A 19,090-nucleotide genomic window follows, 5' to 3' on the forward strand; every position below is an offset into this window, starting at 1 on the left:
AAACCTCCGGACTTCCGGGTCGCCGTGGCTCGGCGGCCTCCGGAGAAACGCTAGGGACCGCGCTTAGCGACCCTCCCGTTCCGCGCCCCGAACCCGGCTTCAGCTTCGGCTAAGCGCGAGCTCAGGGCGTCCTCAGCGGAGCACCGAGAGGTTCACGCGCAATTCCGGCGATCCGCCCGAGTGCGTCGCGAAGAAATCACCCTGGTCGATCACGGTGAGCCCGTTCGGACCGGCAACGACTCGCCGTCCACATTCGGGCTGCGAACAGACGTAGAGCACTTCCTCAGGCGTTCGTGCCTCGATACGCAGTTCGTGATGGTCCATTGTTTCCTCCCGAAACTAGGAGCAGACAATGGATTCCCGGTGGGCCGGTGATCACACGTTCAGATCCAGTCGTCGGGTTCCGGCCAGGCGAACCACGGCTCCGGGTCGGACGTCGCGGTGTAGCGGCCCCGGTGGAACAGCAGCGGTGCGTGCCCGGCGCCGGGCGCCTCCAACGCGTCGACCCGGCCGACGACGATCCGGTGGTCACCGCCCGGGTGCACCGCCTCGACCCGGCAGTCGATCCAGGCCAGTGCGCCGTGCAGCACCGGCGACCCGGACGGCGCCGCGCTCCACTCGACCACGTCGAACTTGTCCGTGCGCCGGGCCCCGAAGACCGCGCTGACGTCGGCCTGGTCGGCGCCGAGCACGTTGACGCAGAACGTGCCGGCGCGCGCGATGACCGGCCAGCTGCGTGACGTCGCGCTCGGGCAGAACACCACCAGCGGCGGATCGAGTGACAACGCGGAGAACGACTGGCACGCGAAACCGACCGGCTCGCCGTCGAGGGTCGCGGTCACCACCGTGACGCCGGTACAGAACTGCCCGAGCACGGACCGGAACGTGCGTGGATCAACCGTTGTGGCCGACACTGAAGTCATGCCCCCAGAGGCTCACCGCGGTGCTCTCCCGCGCGATCCAGTCGTCGTCCTCGACCTGCCGTCCGCCGGTGCCGAACTCGACGTCGAAACCGCCGGGCGTCTTCATGTAGAACGAGAGCATCAGGTCGTTGACGTGGCGGCCGAGCGTCGCCGACATCGGCACTTCGTAACGACGCGCCCGGTCGAGCGCGAGCCCGACGTCGTCGGTGTCCTCCACCTCCACCATCAGGTGGACGATGCCCGACGGGGTCGGCATCGGCAGGAACGCGAGGCTGTGGTGGCGCGGGTTGCAGCCGAAGAAGCGCAGCCACGCCGGCGGCCCGTCCGCCGGGCGGCCGACCGCCATCGCGGGCAACCGCATCGAGTCACGCAGCTTGAACCCGAGCACGTCCCGGTAGAAGCGCAGCGCCTCCTCGTCGTCGCGGGTGGAGAGCACGACGTGCCCGAGCCCCTGCTCCCCGGTGACGAACCGGTGCCCGTACGGGCTCACCACCCGGCGGTGCTGCAGGGCGACGCCGCTGAACACCTCCTGCGTGTTGCCGGAGGGGTCCTCGAACAGGATCAGCCCGGTGACTTTGCGGGACGCTTTCTGCTCGGGCGTGCCGTCCTTCCAGGGAACGCCGGCCGCGTCGAGGCGATCGGCGATGTCCCGCAAGCCCTCCTCGTTCGCGGTTTCCCAGCCGGTCGCGGACAGCCGGTCGGCCTCACCGGCGACGATCACGAGCCGGGCGGGGAAGTCGTCCATGCGGAGATGGAGTTCTCCCGGGGGTGCATCGCGCCCCTCGACCATGCCGAGGACCTTCAGCCCGTACGTGCGCCAGGCGTCGAGGTCGGTGCACTCGATGCGGAGATATCCCAGCGACTTGATCATCGGAGAAACTCCTCCGTCAGTCGGTTGAACTCGTCGAACTTCTCGAGCTGCGCCCAGTGCCCGCACCGGCTGAACACGTGCAGCTGGACGTCGGGCAGCTGCTTGAGCGCGACCAGGGCGCCGTCGAGCGGGTTCACGCGGTCTTCCCGGCCCCAGATCAGCAGCGTGGGACGGCGCAGCCGGTGCGCCTCCCGCCAGAGCTGGCCTTCCTCGGGGTGCTGGAAGAACGACATGCCCATCGCGACCATCGCCTGCAGCGACTCGGGATCGCTCGCGGCGGCGAAGCGCTCCGCGACCAGCTCGTCGGTGATCATCGACTGGTCGTACACCAGCGTGCGCAGGAACGCTTTGAGCTTCTCGGGGGTGGGGCCCGGCGGGGCGCCGAAGCGGCCCAGCCGCTGCACCCCCTCGGTGGGGTCGGCGGCGAACACGTTCAGGCCCAGCCCACCCGGGGCCATCAGCACGAGCCGCCGGGCCCGGTCGGGATGGGTGAGCGCGAAGCGGGTCGCCACTCCGCCGCCCAGCGAGTTGCCGACCAGGTCGACCGTCGGGATGTTCAGCTCGTCGAGCAGCTCCGCGAGCACGCCCGCCGCGTACGTGAAGTACTGGGGATGCTCGGTGCGCTTGCCCGAGCGTCCGAAGCCGGGCATGTCGACCGCGAGCACCCGCGCCGACTTGCTGAACACCTCGACGTTGCGCCCGAAGTTGCTCCACGCGTTCGCGCCCGGCCCGCCGCCGTGCAGGAGCACCAGCGGCGGCCGCTCGGCCGACTCGTTCCCGACGTCGTGGTAGTGCACGTCCAGACCGGACGCCACGGTGAGCGTGGTGCCGCTCATCAGAACATCCCGTCGGTGACCGGGAGCCCCAGCTCGACCCGCCCGTACATCACCAGGGCCCGTTCGACGTCGTTCGCCGCGTGCACCCGGGCCGCGTGGGCGTCGCGCCAGAACCGGGAGATCACCGACGGCGCGTTGATCGCCTTCCCGCCGGCGCTCTCGTAGAGGCTGTCGGTGGCGTCGATCGCCCGCGCGCTGCCGAGCACCTGGTCGCGGCGGGCGCGTAACCGCATCTCGATCGGGATGCGGGTGTTCTCCACCGCGAGCGCGTACTCCTCGTTGATGTCGCGCTCGAGCTGCAGCCAGGCGGCGTCGATCTCGGCCGCCGCGCGCGCGACGCGTACCTGCGCGAACGGGTCGTCCTTGGCCTTCTCGCCCAGGTACGACGCGCGGACCCGCGCCTTCGTGTGCCCGGCGTAGGCCTCGTACGCGCCGTCGGCCATGCCGATCAGCGGCGCGGTGATCGCGAACGGGTGGATCGTGCCGTACGGCATGCGGAACAGCGGGCCGTCGTTGAGCTCCTGGCCCGGGCACCGGCACTTCGCCGTGTTCTGGAACGAGAGCGTGCGGTGCTCGGGCACGAACACGTCCTCGATGACCACGTCGTTGGAGCCGGTGCCGCGCAGGCCGACGGTGTCCCAGACGTCGACCACCGTGTAGTCGGCGCGCGGCACGAGGAACGTGCGGAAGTCGGTGGGGCGGCCGTCGGCCCCGATCACCAGGCCGCCGACCAGCACCCAGCTGGCGTGGTCGGACCCGGACGAGAAGCTCCAGCGGCCGGTGAACCGGAAGCCGCCGTCGACCGCGGTGCCCCGCCCCTGCGGTGCGTACGACGACGAGATGCGCGTGTCGAGATCCTCGGCCCAGACCTCGCGCTGCGCCTCCTCCGCGAACAGCCCGACGTGCCACGGGTGGACGCCGAGCACCGACGTGACCCAGCCGGTGGCGCCGCACGCGCTGGCGATCAGCCGGACGGCCTTGTAGAACACGATCGGGTGCGCCTCGTGGCCGCCGTAGCGCTGCGGCTGCAGCAGGCGGAGCACGCCGGTCTCCTGCAGCGCCTGGATCGACGCGGCGGGAATGCGGCGCCCCGCCTCCGTCTCCGCGGCGCGCTCGGAGAGCACCGGGAGGAGGTCGCGTACCGCGTCCAGCACTTTTTCGTCGACGGTCTCCATCGCTGGGCTCTCTCCGTCCATCGGTGCGTCAAGGTAGCCTAGAACACGTTCTTTTTCGTGTCGAGGAGCCGCACGTCAGAGCCGGGTAGCGCTCCTCGGGATCAAAACTATAACCTGTTCTATGTCAGGGCCCGAAAGATCGGGAGGTTCAGCATGACGCTGACGAGCTCCGACGGTGAGGTGCGGGCGATCGATGCGGGCGCTCCGCAGGCGCGCTACGCACGCGGTTGGCACTGCATCGGGCTGGCCGAGCAGTTCCGCGACGGCAAACCGCACGCGGTGCAGGCGTTCGGCACCAAGCTCGTCGTGTTCGCCGACACGGCCGGCGCCATCCACGTGCTCGACGGGTACTGCCGGCACATGGGCGGCGATCTCACCCAGGGCACGGTCAAGGGCGACGAGGTGGCCTGCCCGTTCCACGACTGGCGCTGGTCGGGCAACGGGCGCTGCGCGGCGATCCCGTACGCGCGCCGGGTGCCGCCGCGGGCACGCACCCGCTCGTGGCTGACGCTCGAGCGCAACGACCAGCTGTTCGTCTACAACGACCCGGAGGGCAATCCCCCGCCACCGGGCGTCGACATCCCGGCGATCGCCGACCGCGACACGTACAGCTCCTGGACCTGGGACAGCGTGCTCGTCGAGGGCTCCCACTGCCGGGAGATCATCGACAACATGGTCGACATGGCCCATTTCTTCTACATTCATCACGCGTTCCCGGTGTACTTCAAGAACGTGTTCGAGGGCCACGTCGCGAGCCAGTACCTGCACTCGCGGGCCCGGCCCGACACCGGGCTGGGAGCCAACAGCGATCCGGGTGACCTGCTGCGTTCCGACGCGTCGTACTACGGCCCGTCGTACATGATCGACTACCTGTGGAACGAGATGGCCAACGGTTTCACGCTCGAAACCGTGCTCATCAACTGCCACTACCCGGTCTCGCCGACGTCGTTCATGCTGCAGTGGGGCGTCATGGTCAAGAAGATCCCCGGGGTCGACGACGTGACGTCGGACAAGATCGCGCGCAAGCTCTCCAAGGGCTACGGCACCGGCTTCCTGCAGGACGTCGAGATCTGGCGCAACAAGACGCCGATCGAGAACCCGCTGCTCTGCGAGGAGGACGGGCCGGTCTACCAGCTGCGCCGCTGGTACGAGCAGTTCTACGTGGACGCGGCCGAGGTCACCGGCGACATGGTGGCCCGGTACGAGTTCGAGGTCGACACCGCCCGCGCGGTGGAGACGTGGGAGGCCGAGGTGGCCGAGAACCTGGCCCGGGCGGCGTCGTCGGAGGCGGATTCGTGACGCGGGCCCTCTCCCGGGACGACCACCGGGAGGAGCAGCTGCACGGCGGCTACCACCCGGTGGCGTGCGGCGCGTGCACCACCACCGTGCTGGTTCGTCACGCGAGCGCGAAGCAGACGTCGATCCAGTGGCCGCCCGACGCCGCCTGCCCCGAGTTGCTCGACCGGGGGCCCGACGGCGCCCCGGTGCGGGCGTGCGCGCGGCTCGGCGCGTCGATCCGGGCCGCGGAGCGTTCGTGACCTCGTACCACGTGCGGGTGGCCGAGGTCGTGGCCGAGACCGACGACGCCCGGTCGTTCGTCCTCGACGTCCCGCCGGAGCTCACCGAGGTCTTCGCGCACAAGCCCGGCCAGTTCCTCACCGTGCGGGTGCCGGTCGAGCCGGCCGTCGCCCGGTGCTACTCACTCTGCAACGCCCCCGGTGATCCGCTGACCATCACCGTCAAGCGCACGTCCGACGGGTACGGCTCGGTGTGGCTGCACGCCAACGTGGCCGCCGGCGACACGCTCGAGGTGCTGCCGCCCGCCGGGAGGTTCCACCCGCGCTCGCTCGACGGTTCGTTCCTGCTGGTGGCGGCGGGCAGCGGCAGCACACCCGTGCTCGGCATCCTGCGCACGGTGCTGACGTCCGGCACCGGGCACGTGACGCTCTTCTACGCCAACCGCGACGAGAAGTCGGTGATCTTCGCCGCCACGCTCCGCGCGCTGGCCGAGAAGTACCCCGACCGGCTCACCGTGCTGCACTGGCTGGAGTCGGTGAGCGGCCTGCCGACACCGGCCGCGCTGGCGCCGTTGCTCCGCCCGTGGGCCGCCGGCGCCGAGGTGTTCCTGTGCGGTCCGGCGCCGTTCATGCTGGCCGCCGACACCGCGCTGCGCGACGCGGACGTCGCGCGCATCCACGTCGAGAAGTTCCAGTCGCTGGCCGAGGACCCGTTCGCCGACGTGGCGTTCGCCCCCCGGACGGCCGAGGGCGAGCCGCTCGAGGTGGAGATCGACGGTTCGTGGCACACGCTGGCGTGGCCGGAGGGGCGGCGGATGCTCGACGTCCTGGTGGAGCACGGCCTGGCCGCGCCGTCGTCGTGCCGCGAGGGGCGCTGCGGCGCGTGCACGTGCCTGCTCGTCGACGGCGAGGTGGAGATGGCCAACAACGAGGTGCTCGACGCCACCGACCTGGCCGACGGGTACGTGCTGGCGTGCCAGTCGACGCCGAAGGCCGGCCCGTTCAAAGTGTCGTACGACGCATGAGCCTCCCGCCCAGGCCCAAGGGGCTGGATTCGCCGCTGCTGCCGACGATCTTCCGGTACGCGTCGCGTGCCCAGGTGTGGGTGTACCGGCGCACCAGCGGGCGGGTCGGCGGGAAGTGGCGCATCGGTGCCGGTTTCCGCAAACCGGTGGCGACGTTGCTGCTGGACCACCGCGGCCGTAAGTCGGGCCGGATCTTCACGGTGCCACTGCTCTACCTGGTCGACGGCGACGACCTGATCGTCGTGGCGTCGCAGGGTGGCCTCGCCGCACATCCGCAGTGGTACCGGAACCTGTGCGCCACCCCCGACACGTCGGTGCAGGTCGGCCCCGAACGCCGTCCCGTCCACGCGCGCGTGGCCACCGGCGAGGAGCGAGCCCGCCTGTGGAAACGCGCCGTGGAGGTGTACGCCGACTTCGAGGCCTACCAGTCCTGGACCGACCGCGAGATCCCGGTGATCGTGCTGTCACCCCGTTAGCGCCACCCGAACGGTGGTGACCACGCGGGCGCCACCAACGGAATTACGGTTTGCGGGCCACGCCGCCCCACATCTCGACGTCGCCGGGGGCCAGGTCGGTGGAGGCCCGCCACTCCGCGATACCCACCAGGCCCGGCTCCACCAGTTCGAGCCCGTCGAAGAAACGCGACACCTCGGCGAACGAGCGGAACTGCCCGGGTGTCGACGCCATGATCGGGGCCAGCGCCTCGAGCTGTTCCGGCGTCTGGTGGTCGATCGTGCCGTGGGACAACGCGAGGTAACTTCCCGGCGCCAACGCGTCCACCAGCTCCGCGACGTGCGCGTAGGGCTGGTCGGAGTCCTCGAGGAAGTGCAGAACCGAGAACAGCAGCAGCGCCACCGGCTGATCAAAATCCAGCGGTGCCCGCGCGAGGATCTCGCCGGGACTGCGTACGTCGCCCTCAAGGTACGTGGTGTTCCGGCTCAGCAGCGGCCCGGCGTGCACCAGCACGATCGGGTCGTTGTCGACGTAGACCACCCGCGCGTCGGGCGCGACCTCGTGCACGTTTCCGGCGCTCGGGATCCCCGTGCCCACGTCCAGGAACTGCCGGATGCCGGAGTCGAACAAATACTTCACCGCCCGCTGCAGGAACCGGCGGTTCTCCACCGCGGCGGTGCGGGTGCTCGGGAACGCGGCCGCGATGGCGTCGCCCGACGCCCGGTCGGCAGCGAAGTTCACGCTGCCGCCGAGCCAGTAGTCGTAGCGCCGGGCCGGATGGGCGACCGAGGTGTCAATCTCCGGGTTCACAGTGGAATTACAGCGCACCCGCCGCGTCGAGCGCCGCCAGATACCCCGACGTCATCGCGGGCCCGAGCGTGGCCCCCGGGCCGGCGTAGGTGCGGCCCATCACCTGTGCGCTGGTGTTGCCCGCCGCGTAGAGGCCCGGAATGACGCCGCCGTCCTCACGCAGCACCCGCGAGCGCTCGTCGGTGACCAGGCCACCCTTCGTCCCGAGGTCACCCGGGACGATCTTCACCGCGTAGAACGGCGCCTTCACCAGCGCCGCGAGGTTGGGGTTCGGTTTCACCCTCGGGTCGCCGTAGTAGCGGTCGTAGGCCGATTCGCCCCGCCCGAAATCCTCGTCCTTCCCGGTCGACGCGAACCCGTTGAAGCGGGCGACGGTGGCCTCCAGCGCGGACGCCGGCACCCCGATCTTCTCGGCGAGGCCGGCGAGCGACGACGACTTCGCCGCCACCCCCGCGCGGTACCAGGAGCCGGGCAGCGGCTGCCGCGGGCCCTTCGCGGTGAACAGGTACCGGTCGCGGTAGCGCTGGTCGAACACCAGCCACGCCGGCACCGCCGGGTCGGCCTGCTCGTAGATCGCGTGCACGGCGTCGACGTAGGGCGCGGCCTCGTTGACGAACCGCCTGCCCTGGACGTCGACGAGCACGCACCCCGGCAGCGACCGCTCCGCGAGCAGGAAGTACGGCCCCCGGGGCAGCGGCACCGACGGGCCCCACCACGCGTCGTCCATCAGCTGCACCGCCGCACCGAGGTCCTGCGCGGTGCGGATACCGTCGCCGGTGTTCGCCTCGGCCCCGACGGTCCACTCGGTGCCGATCGGCTCCTTCTGGTACTTCTTGCGCATCGTGTCGTCGCGCTCGAACCCGCCCGCGGTGAGCACGACCCCCTTCTCGGCGAGCAGCACGTCCGACTCGGTGCGCACCCCGACGACCCGGCCGTTCTCCACGACGAGCTCGGCCATCGGCGTCGACAGCGACACCGGCACGTCGTGGCGCGCCAGCCCGGCCCGTAACCCGGCCGCCAGCGCCTGGCCCATCGTCAGCAGCTCGCGCCGGCGCATCCGGCTCGCCCAGGCCCGCGCGCCGACCCTGGCCGCGGTGGACACCCCGCGCGGGTGACGCATCGCCAGGTTCAGCCAGCGGAACTCCGCCTGCGTGATCGCCAGCCCGCCCTTCGCCGCCAGGTACGGCGGTTCGAGCGTCGACCGCAGCGGCCCGAGCACGCTCGCGTCGAACGGGCGTGGCTCCACCGACCGCCCCATCGGACGGCCGCCCGGCGCCTCCGGGTAGTAGTCGGAGTAGCCGCGCACCCAGCCCAGGCGCAGCGGCGTCTCGCGCTCCAGCAGTGCCAGCACGGCCGGCCCGTGGCGCAGGAACGCCTCCCGCAGCGCGGCGCCGTCGGGGTCGCCGGGGCGGGCCGCGGTGGTGACGATGTGCTCCAGGTAGGTGGCCGCCGCCGACGCGTCGTCGACGACGCCGTCGCGCTGGAGCACGTGGTTGTTCGGAATCCAGACGCCGCCGCCGGAACGGGCGGTGGAACCGCCGTAACACGGCGACTTCTCCAGCACGATCGCGCGCAGGCCCGACGTGGCCGCGGTGAGCGCCGCGGTCATGCCCGCGCCGCCGGCACCCACGACGACCAGGTCGAACTTCTTCGCTGCGGACATCGAAGCTCCTCTCGATCTGTAACACGTTATAGAAAAGTCGGACCGCACCGCTATGGTGTGACCAGGCTTGAATCAGAACGCGTTCTAGACCGGAGCCCTCATGCTCGACGACGTCGAACTGCACGCAGCGGCGGACGCCCTCCGGGCGGCCGAGCGCGACCGGGTGGCGATCCCCCCGCTGATCACCACGTATCCCGGCATCGGCGCCGGCGATGCCTACCGCATCCAGCTGCTCAACATCGAGCGGCGCAGCGCGGCGGTGGTCGGCCACAAGGTCGGGCTCAGCTCCGAGGCCATGCAGCAGATGATGGGCGTCGACGAGCCCGACTACGGGCACCTGCTCGCCGACATGCGCCACACCGAGGACGAACCGGTCGACGCGGGCCGCTACCTGCTCCCGCGCGTCGAGCCCGAGGTCGGTTTCATCCTCGGCGAGGACCTGCCGGAGGACTGCACCGAGGAGCAGGCGCTCGCCGCCACCGAGGCCATCGCGCCCGCGCTCGAACTCATCGACAGCCGCATCGTCGAGTGGAAGATCGCCCTGGCCGACACGATCGCCGACAACGCCTCCTCGGCCGGCTTCGTGCTGGGCAAGTCACGCGTCGATCCCCGCACGGTGGACCTCACCGCGCTCCCGGTGCTCCTGCACCGCAACGACGAGCAGGTCGGCGTGGGCACGTCGGCCGCCGTGCTCGGCAACCCGCTGGTGGCGGTCGCCTGGCTGGCCCGCACGGTCGCGCGGTTCGGGGTGCGGCTGCGCGCCGGGCACGTCGTGCTGCCCGGCTCCTGCACCCGCGCGGTCGACGCACGCCCCGGTGACGTCTTCCGCGCCGAGTTCGGTGCGCTCGGCGCGGTGCGCCTCACGTTCAAGTGACTCCCCCACCCCAGCGAGGTGACGCATGAGCAAAGCACGGGCAGCGATCGTCGGCTCCGGCAACATCGGCACCGACCTGATGTACAAACTGCTGCGCTCCGACGCCGTCGAGCCGCAGTGGATGATCGGCATCGACCCGGCCAGCGAGGGCCTGCGGCGCGCGGCGAAAGCGGGCCTGGAGGTCAGCGCCGAGGGCGTCGACTGGCTCCTGACGCGGGACGAGCGTCCGGAGCTGGTGTTCGAGGCCACCTCGGCGTCCGTGCACCGGGCCAACGCGCCGCGGTACGCGGAGGCCGGCATCGTCGCGGTCGATCTGACCCCGGCCGCGGTCGGGCCCGCCGTGATCCCGTCGGTGAACCTGGGCGACGAACTGGGCGCGGCGAACGTCAACTTGATCACCTGCGGTGGGCAGGCGACGATTCCGATGGTCGCGGCGGTGTCGCGGGCCACTCCGGTGCGCTACGCCGAGATCGTGGCCACCGTGGCGTCGAAATCGGCCGGGCCGGGCACCCGCGCCAACATCGACGAGTTCACCCGCGTCACCAGCCGCGGGCTCGAGACGATCGGCGGCGCCGAAAAGGGCAAGGCGATCATCGTCCTCAACCCGGCCGATCCGCCGATGATCATGCGCGACACGATCTTCTGCCAGGTCTCGCCCGACGCCGACCGGGCCGCGATCACCGCGTCGGTGGAGCGGATGGTCGCCGACGTGGCCACCTACGTGCCCGGTTACCGGCTCCTCAACGAGGTGCAGTTCGACGAGGACCGGGTGAGCATCTTCATCGAGGTCGAGGGCGCCGGCGACTACCTGCCCCCGTACGCCGGCAACCTCGACATCATGACCGCGGCGGCCGCCCGGGTCGGCGCCGAGCTCGCTTCCCGGAAGGTGACGGCATGATCCGCATCACTGACACGTCGCTGCGGGACGGCTCGCACGCGAAGCGCCACCAGTTCACGGTCGACGAGGTACGCGCGGTCGTCGGCGCGCTGGACGCCGCCGGGGTGCCGGTGCTCGAGGTCACCCACGGGGACGGGCTCGGCGGCTCCTCGTACAACTACGGGTTCAGCCACACGCCGGAGCAGGAACTCATCCGCACCGCGGTGGCCACCGCCACGCAGGCCAAGATCGCGTTCCTGATGCTGCCGGGCGTCGGGGTGAAGGACGACATCCGGGCCTCGGCCGACAACGGCGCGGCGATCTGCCGGGTGGCCACGCACTGCACCGAGGCCGACGTCTCGATCCAGCACTTCGGCCTCGCGCGCGACCTCGGGCTGGAGACCGTCGGTTTCCTGATGATGGCGCACTCGATCCCACCGGAGGAGCTGGCGAAGCAGGCCCGGATCATGGCCGACGCCGGCTGCCAGTGCGTCTACGTGGTCGACTCGGCCGGCGCCCTGGTGATGGACCAGGTGGGTGACCGGGTCTCGGCGCTGGTCGCCGAGCTGGGCGACGACGCGACGGTCGGTTTCCACGGGCACGAGAACCTCGGGCTGGGCGTGGCCAACTCGGTGCTGGCCGTCCGCGCCGGCGCGCAGCAGATCGACGGGTCCACCCGGCGGTTCGGGGCCGGGGCCGGCAACACGCCGGTCGAGGCGTTCGTCGGGGTGTGCGACAAGCTGGGCATCGAGACCGGCATCGACTTCTTCGCGATCGTCGACGCCGCCGAGGACGTGGTGCTGCCGACGATGCCCGAGGAGTGCCGTCTCGACCGGATGGCGCTGATCATGGGCTACGCCGGGGTGTACTCCAGCTTCCTCAAGCACGCGTTCCGGCAGGCCGAGCGCTACCAGGTGTCCGGCGCCGAGATCCTGGTGCGGGCGGGCGCGCGCAAGCTCGTCGGCGGCCAGGAGGACCAGCTGATCGACATCGCGCTGGAAATTCAGCGTGAGGCGGCGGCCGCGACGAACCAGTCCCCGGCCAGCACCGGCTGACCACCGATCTCGTCGGCCAGCTGCTCGGCGCTCAGGAAACGCTTGAACACGTGATGGCGCGAGCCGTCGTTGAGGATCCGTTCCTGGAGCTGTTCGGCGGTCTCGCCCGGGCGCAGCGCGGTGTCCACGACGACGAGCTCGTTCGCCACCCGGCGGGCCTCGCCGAGGAACACCGCGCGCTCGGCCGGGGGCAGGTGCCCGTAGAAGTGGCCGGTGAACACGCGCTCGAAGCTGTCGTCGGCGAACGGCAGGTCGAGCGCGTCACCGCGCATCGCGATACCGGCCGGCAGGCGTCGCTGGGTCAGCGTCACCATCGACGGGCTCTGGTCGAGCGCGACCACGAAGCCACGCAGGTGCCGGGTGAGAAACCCACTGCCGCAGGCGACGTCGAGCGTGCGCGCGGGTGCCAGGGCGTGCACGAACCGGCACAGATCATCGACTTCGGCGTCCCAGCCGGGGCGCGGGCGGGAAGCGAACCGCCCCAGGCTCTCGTACCATTCGTCGTACTCGGCGGCGCGCTGCTCGTAGTACGTCGCCGTTCCGGGGTCACGCGCGAACGAGGGCACCCGTCCACGATCGCGCCGAATCGTCGGCCACGCAATCGGAGTGCCCTCCATCTAGGATCAGGGACGTGGAAGCAGCGCCTCCCGGTATCGACACGTCCATCGCCCACCCGGCCCGGCGGTACGACTACTGGCTCGGCGGCACGGACAACTTCGCGGTCGACCGGGCCGCCGGCGACGCGATCGCCGCCGCGTATCCGAGCATCCGCACGCTCGCGGTCGAGAACCGGCGCTTCCTGCGGCGCGCGGTCTCGTTCCTGGCCGGCGCGGCGGGTGTCCGGCAGTTCCTCGACATCGGCACCGGCATCCCCACCGCGAACAACACCCACGAGGTCGCGCAGGCGCTGGCGCCCGACGCGCGCGTCGTCTACGTCGACAACGACCCGATTGTGTTGACGCACGCCCGCGCGTTGCTGCGCGGCGGGGGCACGGCTTACCTGGAGGCCGATTTCCGGACCCCGGGCGTGATCCTGGACCGGGCGGCGTCCACGCTCGACTTCGACGAGCCGATCGGGCTGTTGCTCGTCGCGCTCCTCCACCTGGTCCGGGATTCCGATCGGCCGTACGCGCACGTCGCGACGCTGGTGGAGGCGCTCCCGCCCGGGTCGTACCTGGTGATCTCGCACGGCACGGCCGACCTGGTGCCGGAGGCGGTGCGTGCGAGGGTCGCGGCGGCCGACGCGACGAGCCCGACCCCGTCCCAGGTGCGCTCGAAGGACGAGGTCGCGGGGTTCTTCGCCGGGCTGGAGCTCGTCGAGCCGGGAATCGTGCCGGTGAGCGAGTGGCGCCCCGAGGGCGTGCCGGTGCCACCGCCGGAGGCCAGCTGCTACGGGGCGGTGGCCCGCAAGCCCTAGATGTTCTGTCCCGACAGGTTGGTGACGCGGGCTGCCGGTGGTAGGCCGCCGAGGGCGGTGTGGCCGCGGTGGGGCGGGCGTAGGCCCATTCCTCGGACAGGGTGCGGTGGAACCGTTCGACTGTGCCGTTGGTCTGCGACCGGTAGGGCCCGGTGCGTTTGTGTCGGATGCCGGTCGCGGCCGGGGCTTGGGCCCAGGGCTGGGATCGGTAGCAGGCGCCGTTGTCGGTCAGGACCCGGGCGACGGTGATCCCGCGGGCGGCGAACCAGGCCTGGGCGCGGGTCCAGAACGCGGCGGCGGTGTGTTCGCGTTCGTCGCCGAGGATTTCGGTGTAGGCCAGGCGGGAGTGGTCGTCGAGGGCGGTGTGCAACAGGCGGTAGCGGGTCAGGATGCGGTGGACGGTGGCCGGGTTCAGGCCCAGGCGGGCGGCGATCGGGGCTGGTCCCAGGCGCTTGGCCACCCGGATCTTCACGATCCGGCGTTCGACGCTGATCGGGGTGCGGGCCGGCGAGCGATGCGGGCGGCTGGACCGGTCGGCCATGCCGGCCGCGCCGTGGCGGCGGTAACGCTCGGCCCAGCGGGCCGCGGTGGTGGGAGACCTGGGAACGGTCGGCGGCCCGCCGCAACGACCACCGGGCCTCGACGACGCAGCGGGCCAGCCGCAGCCGTCCGAGTTCGGTCAGCGGGGCATTACGGCGGGGCACTGGAGGACCTCCGTGGACCGACAGGCTGTGTGTGCTTGGCAGCTACACACCTGCCCGGAGGTCCTCCCTCACGTCACCCCCGGCCGTCACCAACGTCCATGGACAGAACACCTAGACGGTGAGTACCAGGCCGCTGGTCGGGACGCCGGTGCCCGCGGTCACGAGCACCGTCGACGCGCCCGCCACCTGGTTCACCGCGCTGCCCCGCAGTTGGCGCACCGCCTCCGCGATGCCGTTCATCCCGTGGATGTACGCCTCCCCCAGTTGCCCGCCGTGCGGGTTCGTCGGGAGCGCGCCGTCGAGCCCGAGCGCCCCGCCGGCGACGAACCCGGCGGCCTCGCCGCGTCCGCAGAAGCCGAGTTCCTCCAGTTGCACCAGCACGAACGGCGTGAAGTGGTCGTAGAGCACGGCGACGTCCACGTCGGACGGACCCAGCCCGGCCTGCCCCCACAGCTGGCGCGCCACCGTCCCCAGTTCCGGCAGCCGGGTCAGGTCGTCGCGGTAGTAGCTGGTCATCAGGTACTCGTCGTCGCCGCTGCCCTGGGCCGCGCCGGCGATGCGCACCGGCTTGCGCCGGAGATCACGGGCACGCTCGGCCGACGTCACGACCAGCGCCACCCCGCCGTCGCTCTCCTGGCAGCAGTCGAAGAGCCGCAGCGGCTCGCAGATCCACCGCGACGCCTGGTGCTGCTCCAGCGTGATCGGGCGCTGGTAGAACCAGGCCGCCGGGTTCGTCGCCGCGTGGGCGCGCATCGTCACCGCCACCCGGCCCAGGTCCTCGGACGTGGCGCCGTACGTGTGCAGGTAGCGCTGCGCGAACATCGCGACCCAGCTGGCCGGCGTGCCGAGCCCGAACGGGTACGACCAGCCGGCGTCGACACCGCTGGTCGTCGGTGCGACGGCGAGGTTCGCCTGCACCTGGCCGAACCGGTGCCCCGAGCGTTCGTTGAACGCCCGGTAACAGACCACCGTCGACGCGACGCCGGTCGCCACCGCCATCGCGGCCTGCTGCACGGTGGCGCAGGCGGCGCCGCCCCCGTAATGGATCCGGCTGAAGAACGTCAGCTCCGGGATGCCCACCTCGCGGGCGACCGCGATCTCGGTGTTGTTGTCCTGGGTGAAGCTCACCAGCCCGTCCACGTCGGCGGGGGTCAGCCCGGCGTCGTCGAGGGCGGCCCGCACGGCCTGGGCGGCGAGTTTGAGTTCGCTGCGCCCGGAGTCCTTGGAGAAGTCGGTGGCGCCGATCCCCACCAGCGCGGCCCGGCCGGACAGACTCACAGCGTCACCCTCACGGTTCCGCGGACGTGGTCACCACGACTCACCCGGCCGACCACCGCCACCGTGAGCTCCGTCCCCTCGGACGACGTCACCGAGCCCGAGAACGTCAGCTGGTCGTACGCGTAACAGGGCACGCCGAGCCGGATCTTCACCCCGCCCACCCGCGCCGACGGGCCCGCCCAGTCGGTGACGTAGCGCTGCACCAGGCCGGTCGTGGTCAGGATGTTGAGGAAGATGTCCTGGGAGCCGCGCGCCACCGCGAGGTCACGGTCGTGGTGCACCTCCTGGAAGTCGCGCGTCGCTATCGCGGTGCTGACGATGAACGTCGGTGTCACGTCGAGAACCAGCGGAGGTAGCTCCGTCATCGAACCCTCCAGGCGGGCAAAGTCAGCGAATCATCGATGCGTTGCCACACCACCGCGACGGGCGTGCCGATTTCCGGCGGCCCGTCCAGCACCTCGCCGAGGATGCGCACCCCCTCCTCCAGCTCCACCAGCGCGACGACGTACGGCGTCGGCCGCCCGGGAACCGGCGGGTGGTGGTGCACGACGTAGCTGAACACCGTGCCGCGCCCGGACGCGACGAGGTAGCCGGTGAACTCCGAGCCGCACGACCGGCAGAACGGCCCGGGCGGGTGACGCAGCGTTCCGCACTTCTCGCACCGCTGGATGCGGAGCTCACCGGCCGCGGTGCCCTCCCAGAAGAACGCGGTGTCCGTGCTGACCACCGGGCGCAGCACGGCCGGCGGCGGAGGTGCCGGGCGGAACTTCAGCACCCGCCACGCCATCTCGGCGACCGGCTCGTCGCCGGCGTACCAGGTGTTGTGCGTCGTCACGAACCAGCCTTCGCCGAGCGCGGTCTGCTTCGGACCGGTGACCTCACCCAGCCGGGAGCGCACCGTCAGCTGTTCGCCGGGGCGTAGGTAGCGGTGGTAGGTCTGGTCGCAGTCGGTGGCGACGATCGAGGGGTAGCCGGCCTCGGTGAGCACCCCGAGCATCAGCCAGAGCGGGTCGTCGGCGTCGCGTACCCGCCCCAGGCCCGGCATCGTCCAGACCTGGATCATCGCCGGCGGCACGACGACGCCGGGGTGACCGGCCGCGCGCGCCGCGTCCTCGTCGACGTAGATCGGGTTCGGGTCACCCAGCGCGTCGAGCCAGGCGTGCATCACCGGCTCGTTCACCGGGTCGCGGGCGACGAACGGCGCGCTCTCGCCGCGGGCCCGGATCTTCTCCGCGGCTTCGAGGATGTCGGTCATCGGGGCACCCTCTCCAGGCCCAGGCCCGCGGTGGCGATGAGCTCGCGCTGGATCTCGTCGACGCCGCCGCCGAACGTCAGCACGGTGTTGCGTTTGCGGTGGACGTCGAGCCAGCGCAGCAGCGCGGCGGTCTCCGGGTCGGCCGGGTCGCCGTGGCGGGACACGACGTCCTCCAGCAGCGGCCCGGCCCACTGGGCGGCCTGGGCGGCGAACACTTTCGACGCGGACGCGTCGGCGATCTCCCCCGAGCCGCCGGCCGCCGCGGCCACCTGCCAGTTGAGCAGCTCGTTGGCGCGCTGGAACGCGTGCACCCGGCCGAGGGAGCGGCGTACGTCGGGGCGGTCGAGCAGCGGCGTGCCGTCCGGGTCGGTACGGGTGGACGCCCAGGAGCGCACCCGGTCGAGCAGGCCGCCGAGCCGCCCGGCCGGGCCGAGCATCACCCGCTCGTGGTTGAGCTGGGTGGTGATCAGCCGCCAGCCGCGGTTCTCCTCGCCGACACGCATCGTGACCGGCACCCGCACGTCGCGGTAGTACGTGGCGTTGACGTGGTGCGCGCCGTCGGACGTGATGATCGGCGTCCACGAGTAGCCGGGGTCGCGGGTGTCGACGATGAGGATCGAGATGCCGCGGTGTTTCGGCGCGTCCGGATCGGTGCGGCAGGCCAGCCAGACGTAATCGGCGTCGTGCCCGCCGGTGGTGAAGATCTTCTGCCCGTTGACGACGTAGTCGGCGCCGTCGCGGACCGCTCGCGTGCGCAGCGACGCCAGGTCCGTGCCGGCTTCGGGCTCGGTGTAGCCGATCGCGAAGTGGACGTCGCCGCGCAGGATGCCGGGCAGGAACTTCGCCTTCTGGTCCTCGGTGCCGAAGCGCTGCAACGTCGGGCCGACGGTCTCCAGCGTCACCGACGGCAGCGGCACGTCGGCGCGGGTGGCCTCGTTGACGAACAGCTGCTGTTCGACCGGGCCGAGGCCCCGCCCGCCGTACTCGGTGGGCCAGCCGAGCCCGAGCCACCCGTCGCGGCCCAGGCGGCGGATCAGGTCCCGGTACTCGGGGCCGTGCCGGTCGACGAGCATCGCGCTCCGCTCGGCGGGCGAGAGCACACCGGCGAAGTACGCGCGCATCTCGTCGCGCAGCGCCCGCTGTTCCGGCGTCAGATCGATCAGCACTTCTCGCCCCCCAGGTACCGCGCGCCGAGCCGGTCGAGCGTGTCCGACGGGCCCCCGACGAGCCGCGCGAGGTCGCTCGCCGCGGCCGAGAACCGGTGCAGCGCGTAGTCCCGGTCGAGGCCGAGACCGCCGTGCAGGTGGTGACAGGTGCCGATCGCCGCGGGCAGCTCGGTCGCCACCCAGTACGCGGCCACCTCGGCGTCGGTGCCCGGATCGAGGTCGTGCTGCAGCCGCCAGACCGTGGACTGCGCCAGCAGGTGGAGCGTGCGCGAGGCCAGGTAGACGTCGGCGATCTGCTGGGCGACCGCCTGGAACGTGGCCAGCGGACGCCCGAACTGGTGCCGGGCGGCCACGTGCGCCACGGTCAGCTCCAGCGCACCGGCGAGGAGCCCGTCCGCGTAGCTGACCGCGGCCGCCAGCGCCAGCCGGTACAGGTCACGCACCGCGTCGGCCCCGCCGACCACGGCTTCGGCCGGCACCGCGTCGAACGCCACCCGGTACGGCGCGTTCGGCCCGGCGCCCGGTACCCGGGAGACGTCCACGCCCGGCGAGGAGAGGTTCACCAGCAGCAGCGCCGGGCCGGCCACCGGCACCAGCACGTACTCGGCCGCGTCGGCGTCCGGGACCCCCACCTTGACCCCCGAGACCGAGCGGCCGTCGGCCACCGTGCGGGGCTCGGCCGGGAACGGCGCCGAGGGTTCGTGCAACGCCGCGGTGATCACGGTGCCGTCGTCGACGACGCGCCGGAGCAGCTGCTCGGCCGCACCGCACCGGGCCAGCGTCAGCGCGCCGACGCCGAGCGTCGCGTAGAACGGGGTGGAGGCCGCCCGGCGCCCGAGCTCGGTGAGGACGGCCGCGGCTCCGGCGGGCCCGAGATCGTCGCCGCCGACGCCGGAGGGTAACGAGAGTTCGACGAGCCCGGCGTCGACGAGCGCGTCCCACAGTCCGTCGCCGGCGGAGCGCTCGACCACCAGCGCGGCCAGCTCCGCGGCGTCACGCAGCGGTGGTTCGGCAGTGAAGTCCACCACCGGATACTAGAACAGGTTCTATCCATGCGTCGCGGCGTTCCGCGGTGAAGAGAACGGTTTCTCCACTGTCACGAAGGGACGATCGTGCGTTACGGGAACGTGACGGACCCCCGACACTAGAACGTGTGACTCCTGGCTCGGGGTATTCTGTGCGGGTATCGCT

21 protein-coding genes and 1 pseudogene are annotated in these 19,090 nt (G+C 71.6%); 8 read left to right on the plus strand and 14 right to left on the minus strand.

Features of this window, described 5'->3' with window-relative positions; translation table 11 throughout:
* Positions 1-132: 132 nt before the first annotated feature.
* From ABD437_RS32935 to hsaA, 5 genes are read right to left on the minus strand one after another with little or no spacing between them, the layout of a single operon-like run.
* Positions 133-324 (minus strand): hypothetical protein, encoded by a 192-nt coding sequence (locus ABD437_RS32935; protein ID WP_344652856.1) that lies wholly within the window; start codon positions 322-324, stop codon positions 133-135.
* Positions 325-383: 59 nt separating this feature from the next.
* Positions 384-923, minus strand: a complete 540-nt coding sequence (gene hsaB, locus ABD437_RS32940; protein WP_344652857.1) for a 3-hydroxy-9,10-secoandrosta-1,3,5(10)-triene-9,17-dione monooxygenase reductase subunit — start codon at positions 921-923, stop codon at positions 384-386.
* Entirely contained in the window at positions 895-1,794 is a 900-nt protein-coding gene (gene hsaC / locus ABD437_RS32945) for an iron-dependent extradiol dioxygenase HsaC (protein ID WP_344652858.1), read from the minus strand. The genes hsaB and hsaC overlap by 29 nt, the downstream gene beginning before the upstream one ends.
* On the minus strand, positions 1,791-2,630 hold the full coding sequence (hsaD, locus tag ABD437_RS32950) for a 4,5:9,10-diseco-3-hydroxy-5,9,17-trioxoandrosta-1(10),2-diene-4-oate hydrolase (protein ID WP_344652859.1): 840 nt from the start codon (positions 2,628-2,630) through the stop codon (positions 1,791-1,793). The genes hsaC and hsaD overlap by 4 nt, the downstream gene beginning before the upstream one ends.
* The gene (gene hsaA, locus ABD437_RS32955) at positions 2,630-3,805 is read right to left on the minus strand and encodes a 3-hydroxy-9,10-secoandrosta-1,3,5(10)-triene-9,17-dione monooxygenase oxygenase subunit (RefSeq protein ID WP_344652860.1); all 1,176 of its coding nucleotides are present in this window, start codon (positions 3,803-3,805) and stop codon (positions 2,630-2,632) included. Before hsaA ends, hsaD begins: the two co-directional genes overlap by 1 nt.
* Before the next feature lie 153 nt (positions 3,806-3,958).
* On the opposite strand from hsaA, the gene ABD437_RS32960 reads away from it, so the two are divergent.
* The 4 genes from ABD437_RS32960 to ABD437_RS32975 are packed head-to-tail and all read left to right on the plus strand — an operon-like array spanning position 3,959 to position 6,823.
* Positions 3,959-5,104 (plus strand): 3-ketosteroid-9-alpha-monooxygenase, oxygenase component, encoded by a 1,146-nt coding sequence (locus tag ABD437_RS32960; protein WP_344652861.1) that lies wholly within the window; start codon positions 3,959-3,961, stop codon positions 5,102-5,104.
* Positions 5,101-5,343, plus strand: a complete 243-nt coding sequence (locus tag ABD437_RS32965) for a hypothetical protein (protein ID WP_344652862.1) — start codon at positions 5,101-5,103, stop codon at positions 5,341-5,343. The genes ABD437_RS32960 and ABD437_RS32965 overlap by 4 nt, the downstream gene beginning before the upstream one ends.
* Positions 5,340-6,347: a 2Fe-2S iron-sulfur cluster-binding protein gene (locus ABD437_RS32970; RefSeq protein WP_344652863.1), complete on the plus strand. Its 1,008-nt coding sequence runs from the start codon at positions 5,340-5,342 to the stop codon at positions 6,345-6,347. The genes ABD437_RS32965 and ABD437_RS32970 overlap by 4 nt, the downstream gene beginning before the upstream one ends.
* Positions 6,344-6,823, plus strand: a complete 480-nt coding sequence (locus ABD437_RS32975) for a nitroreductase family deazaflavin-dependent oxidoreductase (RefSeq protein WP_344652864.1) — start codon at positions 6,344-6,346, stop codon at positions 6,821-6,823. The genes ABD437_RS32970 and ABD437_RS32975 overlap by 4 nt, the downstream gene beginning before the upstream one ends.
* A gap of 43 nt (positions 6,824-6,866) precedes the next feature.
* On the opposite strand, the gene ABD437_RS32980 is transcribed toward ABD437_RS32975, so the two are convergent.
* Both ABD437_RS32980 and kstD read right to left on the minus strand, forming a co-directional pair.
* Positions 6,867-7,610, minus strand: coding sequence for an SAM-dependent methyltransferase (locus ABD437_RS32980; protein ID WP_344652865.1), 744 nt, complete (start codon positions 7,608-7,610; stop codon positions 6,867-6,869).
* A 7-nt stretch (positions 7,611-7,617) separates the two neighbouring features.
* Positions 7,618-9,273, minus strand: a complete 1,656-nt coding sequence (gene kstD / locus ABD437_RS32985) for a 3-oxosteroid 1-dehydrogenase (RefSeq protein WP_344652866.1) — start codon at positions 9,271-9,273, stop codon at positions 7,618-7,620.
* A 100-nt stretch (positions 9,274-9,373) separates the two neighbouring features.
* On the opposite strand from kstD, the gene ABD437_RS32990 reads away from it, so the two are divergent.
* From ABD437_RS32990 to dmpG, 3 genes are read left to right on the plus strand one after another with little or no spacing between them, the layout of a single operon-like run.
* The gene (locus tag ABD437_RS32990) at positions 9,374-10,147 is read left to right on the plus strand and encodes a 2-keto-4-pentenoate hydratase (protein WP_344652867.1); all 774 of its coding nucleotides are present in this window, start codon (positions 9,374-9,376) and stop codon (positions 10,145-10,147) included.
* A 25-nt stretch (positions 10,148-10,172) separates the two neighbouring features.
* Positions 10,173-11,045: an acetaldehyde dehydrogenase (acetylating) gene (locus ABD437_RS32995; protein ID WP_344652868.1), complete on the plus strand. Its 873-nt coding sequence runs from the start codon at positions 10,173-10,175 to the stop codon at positions 11,043-11,045.
* Positions 11,042-12,079, plus strand: a complete 1,038-nt coding sequence (gene dmpG / locus ABD437_RS33000; RefSeq protein WP_344652869.1) for a 4-hydroxy-2-oxovalerate aldolase — start codon at positions 11,042-11,044, stop codon at positions 12,077-12,079. The genes ABD437_RS32995 and dmpG overlap by 4 nt, the downstream gene beginning before the upstream one ends.
* Here the strand turns inward: dmpG and ABD437_RS33005 are convergent.
* Positions 12,028-12,645 (minus strand): class I SAM-dependent methyltransferase, encoded by a 618-nt coding sequence (locus ABD437_RS33005; protein ID WP_344652870.1) that lies wholly within the window; start codon positions 12,643-12,645, stop codon positions 12,028-12,030. The two genes, dmpG and ABD437_RS33005, sit on opposite strands and share 52 nt — an antisense overlap.
* A 56-nt stretch (positions 12,646-12,701) precedes the next feature.
* Between ABD437_RS33005 and ABD437_RS33010 the strand changes: the two genes are divergently transcribed.
* Positions 12,702-13,496 carry an SAM-dependent methyltransferase gene (locus ABD437_RS33010; protein ID WP_425558298.1) on the plus strand — a complete coding sequence of 265 codons (795 nt, stop codon included), beginning with the start codon at positions 12,702-12,704 and terminating at the stop codon, positions 13,494-13,496.
* Here the strand turns inward: ABD437_RS33010 and ABD437_RS33015 are convergent.
* The 6 genes and pseudogenes from ABD437_RS33015 to ABD437_RS33040 all read right to left on the minus strand — a co-directional run bounded on the left by ABD437_RS33015 (position 13,493) and on the right by ABD437_RS33040 (position 18,924).
* A pseudogene (locus tag ABD437_RS33015) lies at positions 13,493-14,200 on the minus strand (leucine zipper domain-containing protein). The gene ABD437_RS33010 and the pseudogene ABD437_RS33015 overlap by 4 nt on opposite strands.
* 111 nt (positions 14,201-14,311) lie before the next feature.
* On the minus strand, positions 14,312-15,478 hold the full coding sequence (locus ABD437_RS33020; RefSeq protein ID WP_344652872.1) for a lipid-transfer protein: 1,167 nt from the start codon (positions 15,476-15,478) through the stop codon (positions 14,312-14,314).
* Positions 15,475-15,843, minus strand: a complete 369-nt coding sequence (locus ABD437_RS33025; RefSeq protein ID WP_344652873.1) for a MaoC family dehydratase — start codon at positions 15,841-15,843, stop codon at positions 15,475-15,477. The genes ABD437_RS33020 and ABD437_RS33025 overlap by 4 nt, the downstream gene beginning before the upstream one ends.
* Positions 15,840-16,733 (minus strand): bifunctional MaoC family dehydratase N-terminal/OB-fold nucleic acid binding domain-containing protein, encoded by an 894-nt coding sequence (locus tag ABD437_RS33030; RefSeq protein ID WP_344652874.1) that lies wholly within the window; start codon positions 16,731-16,733, stop codon positions 15,840-15,842. The genes ABD437_RS33025 and ABD437_RS33030 overlap by 4 nt, the downstream gene beginning before the upstream one ends.
* Entirely contained in the window at positions 16,730-17,899 is a 1,170-nt protein-coding gene (locus tag ABD437_RS33035; RefSeq protein ID WP_344652875.1) for an acyl-CoA dehydrogenase family protein, read from the minus strand. The genes ABD437_RS33030 and ABD437_RS33035 overlap by 4 nt, the downstream gene beginning before the upstream one ends.
* Positions 17,893-18,924, minus strand: a complete 1,032-nt coding sequence (locus ABD437_RS33040) for an acyl-CoA dehydrogenase family protein (RefSeq protein WP_344652876.1) — start codon at positions 18,922-18,924, stop codon at positions 17,893-17,895. The genes ABD437_RS33035 and ABD437_RS33040 overlap by 7 nt, the downstream gene beginning before the upstream one ends.
* Positions 18,925-19,090 lie beyond the last annotated feature (166 nt).

It is taken from the genome of Cryptosporangium japonicum (assembly GCF_039524755.1).
In the GTDB taxonomy this organism is placed as follows: domain Bacteria; phylum Actinomycetota; class Actinomycetes; order Mycobacteriales; family Cryptosporangiaceae; genus Cryptosporangium; species Cryptosporangium japonicum.

Bases quoted from the DNA above. Each gene is read 5' to 3' on its own strand.
- hsaB (WP_344652857.1), bottom strand. From the start codon at position 923: ATGACTTCAGTGTCGGCCACAACGGTTGATCCACGCACGTTCCGGTCC.
- ABD437_RS32995 (WP_344652868.1), top strand. From the start codon at position 10,173: ATGAGCAAAGCACGGGCAGCGATCGTCGGCTCCGGCAACATCGGCACC.
- ABD437_RS32960 (WP_344652861.1), top strand. From the start codon at position 3,959: ATGACGCTGACGAGCTCCGACGGTGAGGTGCGGGCGATCGATGCGGGC.
- hsaA (WP_344652860.1), bottom strand. From the start codon at position 3,805: ATGGAGACCGTCGACGAAAAAGTGCTGGACGCGGTACGCGACCTCCTC.
- ABD437_RS33030 (WP_344652874.1), bottom strand. From the start codon at position 16,733: ATGACCGACATCCTCGAAGCCGCGGAGAAGATCCGGGCCCGCGGCGAG.
- kstD (WP_344652866.1), bottom strand. From the start codon at position 9,273: ATGTCCGCAGCGAAGAAGTTCGACCTGGTCGTCGTGGGTGCCGGCGGC.
- ABD437_RS32990 (WP_344652867.1), top strand. From the start codon at position 9,374: ATGCTCGACGACGTCGAACTGCACGCAGCGGCGGACGCCCTCCGGGCG.
- dmpG (WP_344652869.1), top strand. From the start codon at position 11,042: ATGATCCGCATCACTGACACGTCGCTGCGGGACGGCTCGCACGCGAAG.
- hsaC (WP_344652858.1), bottom strand. From the start codon at position 1,794: ATGATCAAGTCGCTGGGATATCTCCGCATCGAGTGCACCGACCTCGAC.
- ABD437_RS32935 (WP_344652856.1), bottom strand. From the start codon at position 324: ATGGACCATCACGAACTGCGTATCGAGGCACGAACGCCTGAGGAAGTG.
- ABD437_RS33025 (WP_344652873.1), bottom strand. From the start codon at position 15,843: ATGACGGAGCTACCTCCGCTGGTTCTCGACGTGACACCGACGTTCATC.
- ABD437_RS32975 (WP_344652864.1), top strand. From the start codon at position 6,344: ATGAGCCTCCCGCCCAGGCCCAAGGGGCTGGATTCGCCGCTGCTGCCG.
- hsaD (WP_344652859.1), bottom strand. From the start codon at position 2,630: ATGAGCGGCACCACGCTCACCGTGGCGTCCGGTCTGGACGTGCACTAC.